Source organism: Kitasatospora sp. NPDC006697 (assembly GCF_042869935.1).
In the GTDB taxonomy this organism is placed as follows: Bacteria; Actinomycetota; Actinomycetes; order Streptomycetales; family Streptomycetaceae; genus Kitasatospora.
Genome location: NZ_JBIAGU010000027.1, coordinates 1 through 13,353 on the forward strand (window position 1 = coordinate 1; position 13,353 = coordinate 13,353).

6 protein-coding genes and 1 rRNA gene are annotated in these 13,353 nt (G+C 72.7%); 5 read left to right on the forward strand and 2 right to left on the reverse strand.

All coding sequences use genetic code 11. The features are described 5' to 3' along the window. Positions 1 to 74 (forward strand): 5S ribosomal RNA (gene rrf, locus ACFYNO_RS29950); the annotation flags it as partial. Positions 75 to 183: 109 nt separating this feature from the next. Continuing rightward, entirely contained in the window at positions 184 to 1,005 is an 822-nt protein-coding gene (locus tag ACFYNO_RS29955) for a phosphatase PAP2 family protein (RefSeq protein ID WP_388019455.1), read from the forward strand. Here ACFYNO_RS29955 and ACFYNO_RS29960 read toward each other — a convergent pair. Both ACFYNO_RS29960 and ACFYNO_RS29965 read right to left on the reverse strand, forming a co-directional pair. Beyond that, positions 998 to 1,570, reverse strand: coding sequence for an acetate uptake transporter (locus tag ACFYNO_RS29960; protein ID WP_388019458.1), 573 nt, complete (start codon positions 1,568 to 1,570; stop codon positions 998 to 1,000). The genes ACFYNO_RS29955 and ACFYNO_RS29960 overlap by 8 nt on opposite strands. Before the next feature lie 356 nt (positions 1,571 to 1,926). Then, complete coding sequence (locus ACFYNO_RS29965) at positions 1,927 to 4,476, reverse strand: SpoIIE family protein phosphatase (protein WP_388019461.1); 2,550 nt, start codon at positions 4,474 to 4,476, stop codon at positions 1,927 to 1,929. Between the two features lie 495 nt (positions 4,477 to 4,971). Here ACFYNO_RS29965 and ACFYNO_RS29970 point away from each other — a divergent pair, with 495 nt between their 5' ends. The 3 genes from ACFYNO_RS29970 (at position 4,972) to ACFYNO_RS29980 (ending at position 13,255) form a co-directional block, all read left to right on the forward strand. Then, positions 4,972 to 9,489, forward strand: a complete 4,518-nt coding sequence (locus ACFYNO_RS29970) for a HAMP domain-containing protein (RefSeq protein WP_388019739.1) — start codon at positions 4,972 to 4,974, stop codon at positions 9,487 to 9,489. 259 nt (positions 9,490 to 9,748) lie between these two features. After that, positions 9,749 to 10,405: a two-component system response regulator gene (locus ACFYNO_RS29975; RefSeq protein ID WP_388019464.1), complete on the forward strand. Its 657-nt coding sequence runs from the start codon at positions 9,749 to 9,751 to the stop codon at positions 10,403 to 10,405. A 144-nt stretch (positions 10,406 to 10,549) separates the two neighbouring features. After that, positions 10,550 to 13,255, forward strand: coding sequence for a DNA translocase FtsK (locus ACFYNO_RS29980; RefSeq protein ID WP_388019467.1), 2,706 nt, complete (start codon positions 10,550 to 10,552; stop codon positions 13,253 to 13,255). Positions 13,256 to 13,353: the final 98 nt, after the last annotated feature.

Here is a 13,353-nt window from a genome sequence, read left to right on the forward strand (position 1 = left end):
ACCCGGAAGCTAAGCCTCATAGCGCCGATGGTACTGCAGGGGGGACCCTGTGGGAGAGTAGGACGCCGCCGAACAATCATTCAGAAGAAGCCCCCGCCGTTTATTCGCTGGGGGCTTCTTCGCGTTGTAGGGCCGCACGCTACCCTCTCTGCCAGCAGAACCGTTCGGTGGAGAGGCACGGCGTTGCAGAACCTGACCCTTTCGTGGCAGAGCGCCGGAGTCTCGGCCGCGGCGCTCTACGGCGCCGCCTTCACGGTCCACCGCCTCCGGCCGGCCCGGCGGACCGTGGTGGCCCTGCTCCGCGAGGCCGGCACGCTGCTGGCGCTCTTCGCGCTCTGGCAGCTGGTCGGGCAGCTCTCGGTGATGTCCAGTGCCCACGCCCTCGACCGGGCCGAGTGGATCCACCACACCGAACGACAGCTGGGCCTGCCCGACGAGGCCTCCTGGCAGCAGGCGGTGACGCCATACCCGGTGCTGGTTCGGCTCGCCAACTACTACTACGCGACCATGCACTTCGGCGTGATGCTGCTGGTGCTGCTCTGGCTCTTCGTCCGCCACCGCGCCCGCTACCCGTGGGTGCGCACCACCGTGGTGCTGGTGACCGCCGCCTGCCTGCTGATCCAGTTCATCCCGGTCGCCCCGCCCCGGATGCTGACCGACCACGGCTTCGTGGACGTGGCCGCGCAGTACGGCCAGTCCGTCTACGGCGGCGGCATCGGCGGGGTGCAGGCCGACGAGTTCTCCGCCATGCCCTCGGTGCACGTGGCCTGGTGTGTGCTGGTGGCGGTGGCCGTGATCGCGGTCGCCCGCTCGCCCTGGCGCTGGCTGATCGTGCTGCACCCGGTGCTGACCGTCGCGGTGGTGGTGGTGACGGCGAACCACTTCTGGGCCGACGGCCTGGTCGCCGTCTGGCTGCTGCTGCTCGCGTACGCGGCCCAGTACGGGGCAAGCCGGTGGGGACGGCGGGCACTGCCCGCCGTCCCCACCGGCCGTGCCGTCACCTGACCGGCAGCGCGTCCCGGCCCCAGCCGCTGTTGGTCAGCGCGGCGGTCGCCCAGTACCAGCTGAGCAGCCCCGCGACGGCGGCCACCCAGCCGGCCGTCTTGACCAGGCCGGTCGAGCTGCTGAGGGTGCCGACCGCGTCCACCAGCAGCGCCAGGGCCAGCAGGCCGTAGACGCCGCGGCCGATCAGGCCGCCGGCCTGCCAGCTCGCCGCGGTCAGGGTGATCGCCAGCAGCGCCCAGACCAGCAGGAAGAGCCCGGCGGCGTTCTTGCCGCCGGCGGCCGAGCCGACCCCGGCGGCCCAGGCCGCCCAGAACGCGCCGAGGCTGGTGAAGGCGGTTCCGGTGAAGCCGTCGCCGGAGCGGAACTGCCACAGGCCGGCGATGAACAGCGCGATGCCGCCGACCAGGTGGGCGAGGCCGCCCGCGTCGCCCACCGCGGTGCCGTGCAGCACCCCGGTCTGCAGCAGGCCGAAGGCGAGGAGGGTCAGGCCGAGAGCGAGATAACCGAGAGGACCCGCTTCGAGCGAAGCGGACCGGGCGCTGGCCCCGGAGGCGTCACTGCTCACCGGAGGCTCCTTTCGTTCATGGGAGGTGCACGAAGACACGCGTGTGCAGCAGGGCAGGATCGCTCGCATACGCACTCTTCCGGGCAGGCCGGGACGGTGCGGGGTGAGCGGGGAGAGTGGGGTGGATTGCCGACTGCGACGGCGGATGGGCGGCCGTCGCGGGGATCCGGGCAGCTGTGGCTGCGGGGACCGTGCCGCCGGGGAGGAGTCCCGGTCAGCAGTTCTCTACCCAGGGTGACGGCGCTTGTACCCTTGTGAATCCCGGCAATCGTAGAATTTGTCGGTTCGTCAGCTTGCCGAGTCCGGCCCGTGACCGGAGCCGCCCGAACCGGCCCCGGCGGCGGTCAGGGCGCCGATCAGCCCTGACGCTGGGTCGGCACCCGCAGCGCGATGATCGCCATGTCGTCCGAGGGCGGCTCGGGGGCGAACCGCTCCACCGCGCGCTGCACCCGGGCCGCGACCGCACCCGCCGTCAGCCCGGTACAGCCGGTCAGCACCTCGGCCAGCCCCTCCTCGCCGAGCATCCGCATGCCCTCGCGCCGTTCGGTCACCCCGTCGGTCACGCAGAGCAGCACCTCGCCCGGCTCCAGCACCAGCTGCTCGGAGGTCAGCTCCAGCGGCTCCATCACGCCGAGCAGCGGCTGCGAGGTGGCCGCCGCCGTCACCTCGCCGTCGGGCCGCAGCCGCAGCGGAAGCGGGTGCCCGGCGCAGACCAGGTTGAGCACCGCCCCGCCGTCCTGGCGGGGCGTCAGCTCGCCGTAGAGCAGGGTGAGGAACCGGCCCCGGTCGCCCTCGTCGAGGATCGCCCGGTTGAGCCGGCTGAGCACCTGCGGCGCGTCCAGGCCCTCGCGGGCCAGCAGCCGCAGCGAGTTGCGGGCCAGCCCGGTGACCGAGGCGGCCTGCGGGCCGGTGCCGCAGACGTCGCCGATCGCGAAGCCGTAGGTGCCCTCGCGGATCGCGAACAGGTCGTAGAAGTCGCCGCCGACCTCATTGCCCTCGCCGGCCGCCTGGTAGAAGACCTCCACCTCGACGCCGGGGATCTTCGGCAGCTCCGGCGGCAGCAGGCTGCGCTGCAGCGCCCGGCTGGTGGCGCTGCGCTCGGAGTAGAGCCGGGAGTTGTCCATCGCCAGCGCCGCCCGCCGGGACAGGTCCTCGGCCAGCTCAAGGATCTCCTGGCGGAACGCCACCCCGCTGCGGGTGCCCAGCACCAGCAGGCCGATCACCCGGTTGCGGGCGATCAGCGGCAGCACCACGGTCTCGCCGATCAGCCCGGTCGGCTCGGCGGGGGTCATCGCCTCGGCCGGGCCGGTCCAGAAGACCGTGCCGTCAGCGGTGTCCCGGGCCTCGGCCGGAGTGCGGAGGAGGAGTTCGCGCAGCGGGTCGATCCGCTCCTCCTCCTCGTGCAGCACATAGGCGAGCTCGGCGAGTCTGCCGCGCTCCTCCTGGGTGTAGACGGCGCACCAGGAGGCCAGCGTCGGCACCGCCATCTGGGCCATCAGGGCCAGCGTCTGCTCGTGCTCCAGGGTGCCGGCCAGCAGGTCGGAGGCCTCGACCAGGAAGGAGAGCGCACCCCGGCGCAGCCGCTCGCGCTCGGCCAGCCGGGCGTTCTCCACGGTCAGCGCGATCCGGTCGGCGGCGAACTGCAGGCGCAGCGCGTGGTCGTTGTCGTACTGGCCGGGCCGGTCGGCGGCCACCCCGAGCGAGCCGATCAGCCGCCCCTCGACCTTGAGCGGCACGGTGACCAGCGAGCGCAGCCCGCTGCCGGCCAGCAGCGGCGCGCCGTGCGGACGGACCGTCAGGTCGTCGTGCACGGCGGGCAGTCGGGCCGAGTCGTAGCGGGAGTGGCCGGAGTCGATCGGCAGCCGCACGTTCTTGGTGCGCCCCGCCGAGAGGCCGGTGGCGGCCCGGACCTCGAACTCGGTCTCGTCCTCGGTGGCCAGCAGCAGGTAGGAGGCGTCCCCGTCGAGCAGGTCGCGGGCCCGCTCCACGGTCTGCTGGAGCAGGCCGGACAGGTCGTCGGCCCGCACGCCCTCGGGTAGCAGGTCCAGCGGTTCCAGCCCGCCGCCGGCCGGCCCGCCGGGCAGCGCCCGGTCGGGGCCGCGCAGCACGGCCCGGTCGCGCTCCCGGACGATCAGGCAGAGCGTGGCGGGAGCGCCGGTGGGGTCGAGCACCCGGACCTGGCAGCCGTAGACCTCGATGGTCCGCTGGTCGGCCCGGCGGATGCCGAAGACGCCTTCCCAGCGGGCCAGCCGCAGGACCGAGTCGAGCGGCCCGGACGGGTGCTGGGGCCAGACCACCAGCTCGGCCCAGGGGCGGCCCAGCACCTCGGCGGCGGGGCGGCGGAACAACTCCTCGGCGTCGGGGTTCCAGGCCGTCACGGCGCCGGCGGCGTCCAACTGCGCCACGGCCACCAGCACCGGCCCCTCGGTGCTGGGCAGCACCTCGCCGGGCGCCTGCGGCAGCGCCACCCGGGTGCCGGGCAGCGAGCGCTGCAGCGGCAGCCGGAACCAGACGGTCTTCTGCCCGGCCGTGTACTCCACGCCCCAGCGGCTGGAGAGCGCCGAGCACATCAGCAGCCCACGGCCGCCCTCGCCCTCGGCGTCGGCGAAGTGCTCGGAGTTGTCGGCCCCGGTCTCCGGCTCGCCCGCGAAGGAGGGCAGGCCGCGCTCGGGGTGCCGGTCGGTGACGCCGATCTGGACCGAGTCCTCCTCGCGCAGGCAGCTCACCTCGGCGGCGGTGCCCGCGTGCACGACGGCGTTGGTGACCAGCTCGCTGACCAGCACGACGGCGTCGTCCACCACTTCGGGCAGACCCCACCCCATCAGCGCCTCCCGGACGAATCCGCGCGCGGCGGAAGCCGACCGGCCGTCCGGCTCGAAGGTGGCGGCTGCGCGCGCGGTGACCACGGGCTGCTTCTCCTCTGCTTCGGGTACGGCTGCTCGACGCCCGGTGCCGCTGGGGCGGACCGGTGGGTCCCGGGTGGATCGGACCGGGGGCGGGTGCAGCGCTCCACCCTACTTTCCGGACGGTTTCCCGTGGGCCAGGGGGAGCGAAACGGGCCCCCGAGGGTGATTCTGCCCACCACAGGCTCCTCACAATGGTGTGAGGAAGCCCAAGCGGGTCAACAACGACGGTCGGTGCTGTCAGACTGGGTGATCCGCCGGTTCGGCAGCTGGACGCCGGTGCGGCGGGCACCAGCCAGTCGCGACCTGGGAGGGTTCCAGTTGAGTTCGGCCACCAAGGACGCCGCGGCACCGACCGCCGGCGGACAGAAGAGCGCGCCGACTCCTCGCGGCGCGCGTGCCGCCTCCGCGCCCCGGGGCGCGGCCGGGCGGCGCCCCGCCCACGCCAGGGGTGCCGAGCCCGCCGAGCTGCGCAAACTGCTCGGCGCGCTCACCGCGATGCGGGACGGCAACTTCCGCCGCCGGCTGACGGTGCCCGGGGACGGGCTGATGGCCGAGATCGCGGCCGTCTTCAACGAGGTGGCCGAGCGCAACCAGCACCTGACCGGCGAGCTGTCCCGGGTGCGGCGCGCGGTCGGCCGGGAGGGCCGGCTGACCGCCCGGCTGGAGAGCGGCGCCGGCGAGGGCGCCTGGGCCTCCGCCGTGGACAACGGCAACGCGCTGATCGACGACCTGGCCCGGCCGATGGCCGAGGTGGGCCGGGTGCTGGCCTCGATCGCCGAGGGCGACCTGGATCAGCGGATGGAGCTGCGCTCGATCCAGCCGGACGGCGGCAGCCAGCCGCTGCGCGGCGAGTTCCTGAAGGTCGGGCGGACCGTGAACGGGTTGGTGGACCAGCTCTCCGAGTTCACCGACGAGGTGACCCGGGTGGCCCGCGAGGTCGGCACCGACGGCAAGCTGGGCGGTCAGGCCCGGGTCCGCTCGATGTCCGGCAGCTGGAAGGACCTGGCCGACTCGGTCAACACCATGGCCGGCCGGCTGACCGCCCAGGTGCGCAACATCGCCGAGGTGACCACCGCGGTCGCCAAGGGCGACCTGTCCCGCAAGGTCACGGTGGACGTGGCCGGGGAGATGCTGGAGCTGAAGAACACCGTCAACACGATGGTGGACCAGCTGAACTCGTTCGCCGCGCAGGTGACCCGGGTGGCGCGCGACGTGGGCACCGAGGGCCGGCTGGGCGGCCAGGCCCAGGTGCCCGGCGTCGCCGGCGTGTGGCGCGACCTCACCGACTCGGTGAACTTCATGGCGAACAACCTGACGGACCAGGTCCGCAACATCGCGCAGGTGACCACCGCGGTGGCCCGCGGCGACCTGTCGCAGAAGATCGAGGTGGACGCCCGGGGCGAGATCCTGGAGCTGAAGAGCACCATCAACACCATGGTCGACCAGCTCTCGGCCTTCGCCGCGCAGGTGACCCGGGTGGCGCGTGACGTGGGCACCGAGGGCCGGCTGGGCGGCCAGGCCCAGGTGCTGGGCGTCGCGGGCGTGTGGCGCGACCTCACCGACTCGGTGAACTTCATGGCGAACAACCTGACGGACCAGGTCCGCAACATCGCGCAGGTGACCACCGCCGTGGCCCGCGGCGACCTCTCGCAGAAGATCCAGGTGGACGCCCGGGGCGAGATCCTCGAGCTGAAGAACACCATCAACACCATGGTCGACCAGCTCAGCTCGTTCGCCGACGAGGTGACCCGGGTGGCCCGGGACGTCGGCACCGAGGGCATCCTCGGCGGCCAGGCCACCGTGCCCGGGGTCTCCGGCACCTGGAAGGACCTGACCAACAGCGTCAACTTCATGGCGTCCAACCTGACCATCCAGGTGCGCAACATCGCCGAGGTGACCACGGCGGTCGCGCTCGGCGACGTCTCCAAGAAGATCACCGTCGACGCGCGCGGCGAGATCCTGGAGCTGGTCACCACCGTGAACACCATGGTCGACCAGCTGAGCGCGTTCGCCGACGAGGTGACCCGGGTGGCCCGCGAGGTCGGCACCGAGGGCATCCTGGGCGGCCAGGCCCGGGTGCGCGGCGTCTCGGGCATCTGGAAGGACCTGACCGACAACGTCAACTTCATGGCCTCGAACCTGACCAGCCAGGTCCGCAACATCGCCGACGTCGCCTCCGCCGTGGCCCGCGGCGACCTCGGCAAGAAGATCACCATCGAGGCCCAGGGCGAGGTCGCGGCGCTGGCCGGCACCCTCAACACGATGGTCGACCAGCTGAGCGCCTTCGCCGTGCAGGTGACCAGGGTGGCCCGCGAGGTCGGCACCGACGGCATCCTCGGCGGCCAGGCGGACGTGCCCGGCGTGGCCGGGATCTGGAAGGACCTGACCGACAACGTCAACCAGATGGCGAACAACCTGACCGGCCAGGTCCGCAACATCGCCCTGGTGATCACCGCGGTGGCCCGCGGCGACCTGTCGCAGAAGATCGACGTGGACGCCCGCGGCGAGATCCTGGAGCTCAAGACCAGCATCAACGCGATGGTGGACCAGCTGAGCGCCTTCGGTGACGAGGTCACCCGGGTGGCCCGCGAGGTGGGCACCGACGGCATCCTGGGCGGCCAGGCCCGGGTGCCCGGGGTGGACGGCACCTGGCGGGACCTGACCGAGTCGGTGAACGAGCTGGCCAACAACCTCACCCGGCAGGTCCGTGCGATCGCCCAGGCCGCCACCGCGGTGACCCGCGGCGACCTGTCCCTGCGGGTGGACGTCGACGCCTCCGGCGAGATCGACGAGCTCAAGGACAACATCAACCAGATGATCGCCAACCTGCGCGAGACCACCCGGACCAACCAGGAGCAGGACTGGCACAAGACCAACATCGCCCGGTTCTCCGGCCTGCTGCAGGGCCGGCGTGACCTGGAGGCGGTGGCCTCGCTGATCATGAGCGAGCTGACCCCGGTGGTCTCCGCCCAGCACGGCGCCTTCTTCCTGGCCCAGTCGGCCGCCCGGTCCGCGGAGGCGGAGGCGGTCACCGAGGACGACGACGCCTCGGACACCGTGCTGCGGCTGATCGGCTCCTACGGCTACCAGCGGCGCTCGATGCCGACCAGCTTCCGCCCCGGCGAGTCGCTGGTCGGGCAGGCCGCGATCGAGAAGCGGCCGATCAGCCTGACCGAGGCGCCGCCCGGCTACCTGCGGATCTCCTCCGCGCTCGGCGAGTCCTCGCCGGCCCACGTGGTGGTGCTGCCGGTGCTCTTCGAGGGCCGGCTGCTGGGCGTGATCGAGCTGGCCACCTTCGGCTCCTTCACCAGCGTGATGATGGACTTCCTGACCCAGGTGGCCGACCTGATCGGTGTGACCGTCAACACCATCAGCGTCAACACCAAGACCGAGGGCCTGCTGCTGGAGTCCCAGCGGCTGACCGCCGAGCTGTCGATGCGCTCGGCCGAGCTGGAGGCCCGCCAGGAGGAGCTGGAGCGGACCAACGAGGAGCTGCAGGAGAAGGCCGAGCAGCTGGCCCAGCAGAACCGCGACATCGAGATCAAGAACAGCGAGATCGAGGAGGCCCGCAAGGTGCTGGAGGAGCGGGCCGAGCAGCTCGCCCTCGCCTCCCGGTACAAGAGCGAGTTCCTGGCCAACATGTCGCACGAGCTGCGCACCCCGCTCAACTCGCTGCTGATCCTCGCCAAGCTGCTCTCCGACAACAACGAGGGCAACCTCTCCTCCAAGCAGGTCGAGTTCGCCGACACCATCCACGGCGCCGGCTCGGACCTGCTGCAGCTGATCAACGACATCCTCGACCTGTCCAAGGTGGAGGCCGGGAAGATGGACGTCCGCCCGTCCCGGATCGCGCTGGTCCAGCTGACCGACTACGTGGAGGCCGCGTTCCGGCCGCTCGCCGCGGAGAAGGGCCTGGAGTTCACCGTCACGGTCTCGCCCGACCTGCCGGCCACCCTGCACACCGACGAGCAGCGGCTGCAGCAGGTGCTGCGCAACCTGCTCTCCAACGCGGTGAAGTTCACCGGGTCCGGCACCGTCCGGCTGGAGATCGGCCCGGCCGGCCCGGTGGTGCCGCAGCACGTCCGCGAGCAGCTGCTGGAGTCCGGCCGGATCGACGACCCGGACGCCCCGCTGGTCGCCTTCTCGGTGACCGACACCGGCATCGGCATCCCGGACAACAAGCTGCGGGAGATCTTCGAGGCGTTCAAGCAGGCCGACGGCACCACCAGCCGCAAGTACGGCGGCACCGGCCTCGGGCTGTCGATCAGCCGGGAGATCGCCCGGCTGCTCGGCGGCGAGATCCACGCCGACAGCAAGCTCGGCCAGGGCAGCACCTTCACCCTCTACCTGCCGCTGCGCACCGACGGCCCGGGCATCTCGCTGGAGCGCGGGTCCGGGTCCGGCCAGCCTCGGGCCGCGCTCGGCCCGACGGGGGAGGGCGGCTACGAGGAGCGCAACCCGGCCGACCAGTGGGCCCAGGAGGTGCGCGAGCTGGCGCTGGAGCGCCGCCGCGGGGCGGCCGCCGACCGGCGGCGCATCGCGGAGCCGAGCACGCCCGCCCCGCGGGCCGAGCTGCCCGCCCTGCCGCGCGTCGAGGAGGAGCGGCCCGGCGAGCAGCACTTCGCGGGCCGGTTCGACGGCGAGGAGGTGCTGATCGTCGACGACGACGTGCGCAACGTCTTCGCGCTGACCAGCGTGCTGGAGCAGTACGGCCTGACCGTGCTCTACGCCGAGAACGGGCGCGAGGGCATCGAGGTGCTGGAGCAGCACGAGAACGTGGCCCTGGTGCTGATGGACATCATGATGCCGGAGATGGACGGCTACGCGACCACCGAGGCGATCCGCCGGATGCCGCAGTTCGCCGGCCTGCCGATCATCGCGCTGACCGCCAAGGCGATGAAGGGCGACCGGGAGAAGAGCATCGAGGCGGGCGCCTCCGACCACGTGACCAAGCCGGTGGACACCGACCACCTGCTGAGCGTGATGCGGCAGTGGCTGGGGGCGCGCGGCTAGTGCTCGGACATCCACGTTTACTGGCGAGCTGGACCGGGAACCCGCTAGGGTCACTCATCGTTGCGAACAGTAACCGGATGGCGACGGCCGGCTGGCCGGATCCGCTGCCTCCGGGGCGACAGGTGCCTCGCGCGGCCTGTGGTGACCATCCGATAGGGCTGGGCGAGGGGGTGCGGCTAGCATGACCGGGACAGTGGCGAGCGGGACGCGGGTGCCGGCGCGCGGTACACAGGCGGGTTATCCGACAGGAGGGCGGGTCGTGGTGCAGAAGGCGAAGATCCTCCTGGTCGACGACCGCCCGGAGAACCTGCTGGCCCTGGAGGCGATCCTGTCCGCGCTGGACCAGACCCTGGTCCGGGCCGCCTCCGGCGAGGAGGCGCTGAAGGCGCTGCTCACCGACGACTTCGCGGTGATCCTGCTGGACGTGCAGATGCCCGGCATGGACGGCTTCGAGACCGCCGCCCACATCAAGCGCCGCGAGCGCACCCGGGACATCCCGATCATCTTCCTGACCGCCAGCAACCACGGCCCGCACCACACCTTCCGCGGCTACGCGGCGGGCGCCGTGGACTACATCTCCAAACCCTTCGACCCATGGGTGCTGCGCGCCAAGGTCTCGGTCTTCGTCGACCTCTACACGAAGAACTGCCAGCTCAAGGAGCAGGCCGCGCTGCTGCGGCTGCAGCTGGAGGACGGCGCCGCGCGCGAGGGCGCCGCGGGTGCCGAGGCGGCCGAGCCGCTGCTGGCCGAGCTGAGCGCGCGGCTTGCCTCGGTGGAGGAGCAGGCCGAGGCGCTGACCAAGCAGCTGGACGACTCGCCCGAGGCCGGTGCCGCCGCCACCGCCGCCCACCTGGAGCGCAAGCTGGCCGCGCTGCGGGCCGCCCTGGAGGCCCTGCGCCCCGGCGCCGAGGCGTGACGGCGGACTGACGCACCGTCGGAGCGGCCGGACGGGTGGTCCTGCGGCCCGCTGACGGTGTGTCGGCGGGCGATGCCGACACACCCGGGGCAGGAGGGTCGCTCATGTGTCCCGGTCGAGGGGCCCGCCGGTAGTCTTCCTGCCATGGCCTCACGGACGTCCGGCAGCGCGGCACGCACCTCCAGCTCGGGGGCGGCGAAGAAGGCCGCTCCGGCGAAGAAGGCGGCCGTCCGCAAGCCGGCCGCCAAGGCCCCGGCCAAGCCGTCCGCCCGCAGGGCCGCCCCGGCGAAGAAGGCCGCCGCCGCACCCCCGCCCCCGCGCCGCCGCCCGGTGGTCTTCCGTGCCGTCGGCGGGGTGGCCGGCGGGGTCGGCGCGGTCTTCCGCGGCTTCGGCAACGGCGCCAAGAACCTGCACCCGCACCACCGCAAGGACGGCCAGGCGCTGCTGCTGCTGGCGCTCGGCCTGATCACCGCGGCCGGCACCTGGTTCCAGCCGCAGGGCTGGTTCGGCACCGCGGCGACCGTGATGGTCAGCGGCCTGTTCGGCCGCCTCGACGTGCTGGTGCCGATACTGCTGATGGCCATAGCGGTGCGGCTGATGCGCCATCCGGAGCTGCCGGAGGCGAACGGACGGATCGTCATCGGCATGAGCACCCTGGTGGTCGGGGTGCTCGGGCTGGTGCACATCGGCTGCGGAGCGCCCGGGATGCAGAACGGCGTGGCCGGCATCCGGCAGGCCGGCGGCATCCTCGGCTGGGGCGTCTCCACCCCGATGATGGCCGCGGCCGGGCCGCCGCTGGCCGTGCCGCTGCTGCTGCTGCTCACCTTCTTCGGCCTGCTGGTGGTCACCGCCACCCCGGTCAACCGGATCCCCGAGCGGCTGCGGGCGCTCTTCGTCCGGCTCGGCGTCGCCGAACCGCTGCCGGAGCCGGGCTACGGCTACGACGAGTACGGCGAGCCCTACCCGTCGGGCGAGCGGGAGCTCTCCACCGAGCCGCCGGAGGACGCCGACCCGCAGGCCCTGCCGTACACCGTGGAGGACCCGGCCGACGAGGTCGGCGCCCGCCGCCGCAAGCGCGGCCGCCGCGGCCGCCAGCAGGACGGGGAGGCCGAGCAGCAGCCGGCGCCGGACGGCTTCTCCCCGGACCCGTTCGAGACCCGCGACCTGGCCGCCGGGGTGGCCGCCGACCTGGACGGCGCGCTGCTGCACGGGGTGCCCGCCTCGCCGGCGGTGGCCAGCCTGATGCACCAGGTGCAGGACCGCACCGCGCCGCCGGAGGAGCCCGCCGTGCCCGCCGCCCGGGCCACCGGCCCCGGCGGCGAGCCGGCCGCGCCGGACGGGCACGGGCCCGCCCCGCAGCGGATGGAGCAGCTGCAGCTGCTCTCCGGCGGCGGCTACGCCCTGCCCCCGCTGGACCTGCTGGAGCGCGGCGGCCCGGGCAAGGCCCGCAGCGCGCTCAACGACGAGGTGGTGGCCCAGCTGACCGCCACCTTCGCCGAGTTCAAGGTGGACGCCAAGGTCACCGGCTTCACCCGGGGCCCGACGGTCACCCGCTACGAGGTGGAGCTCGGCCCGGCCGTCAAGGTGGAGCGGATCACCGCGCTGGGCAAGAACATCGCCTACGCGGTGGCCAGCCCGGACGTGCGGATCATCAGCCCGATCCCCGGGAAGTCGGCGGTCGGCATCGAGATCCCCAACCGGGACCGGGAGATGGTCAACCTCGGCGACCTGTTGCGCTCGCGCAGCGCCGCCGAGGACAGCCACCCGATGGTGGTCGGCATGGGCAAGGACGTCGAGGGCCACACGGTGCTCGCCAACCTGGCCAAGATGCCGCACATCCTGGTGGCCGGCGCCACCGGCGCGGGCAAGTCGAGCTGCATCAACTGCCTGATCACCTCGGTGCTGGCCCGGGCCACCCCGGACGAGGTGCGGATGGTGCTGGTCGACCCCAAGCGGGTCGAGCTGACCGCCTACGAGGGCATCCCGCACCTGATCACGCCGATCATCACCAACCCGAAGAAGGCCGCCGAGGCGCTGCAGTGGGTGGTCCGCGAGATGGACCTGCGCTACGACGACCTGGCCGCCTACGGCTTCCGCCACGTGGACGACTTCAACGCGGCGGTGCGGGCGGGCACGGTGACCCCGCCGCTGGGCAGTGAGCGGGAGCTGCGGCCGTACCCGTACCTGCTGGTGATCGTCGACGAGCTGGCCGACCTGATGATGGTCGCGCCGCGGGACGTCGAGGACTCGGTGGTCCGGATCACCCAGCTGGCCCGCGCGGCCGGCATCCACCTGGTGCTCGCCACCCAGCGGCCCTCGGTGGACGTGGTGACCGGTCTGATCAAGGCCAACGTGCCGTCCCGGCTGGCCTTCGCCACCTCGGCGATGGCCGACTCCCGGGTCATCCTGGACCAGCCCGGCGCGGAGAAGCTGGTCGGCAAGGGCGACGCGCTCTTCCTGCCGATGGGCGCCTCCAAGCCGGTCCGGATGCAGGGCGCCTTCGTCACCGAGGCGGAGATCGCCGCGGTGGTGCAGCACTGCAAGGACCAGCTGACGGCCGTCTACCGGGAGGACGTGACGGTCGGTGGCGGGCCGAAGAAGGAGATCGACGAGGAGATCGGCGACGACCTGGACCTGCTGATCCAGGCGGCCGAGCTGGTCGTCTCCACCCAGTTCGGCTCCACCTCGATGCTCCAGCGCAAGCTGCGGGTCGGCTTCGCCAAGGCCGGCCGGCTGATGGACCTGATGGAGTCGCGCGGCATCGTCGGCCCGAGCGAGGGCTCCAAGGCCCGGGACGTCCTGGTCAAACCGGACGAGTTGGACGCGATTCTGGTCACTTTGCGGGGGTAGGTGGCTGAGGGCGTGTCATGTGGTCGGCCGGCCGCGGGGGCGCCCGCGACCCGGAGCGCGCGTTCGGTCGAACTCCGGTTGAGAAACGATTCGCCCGG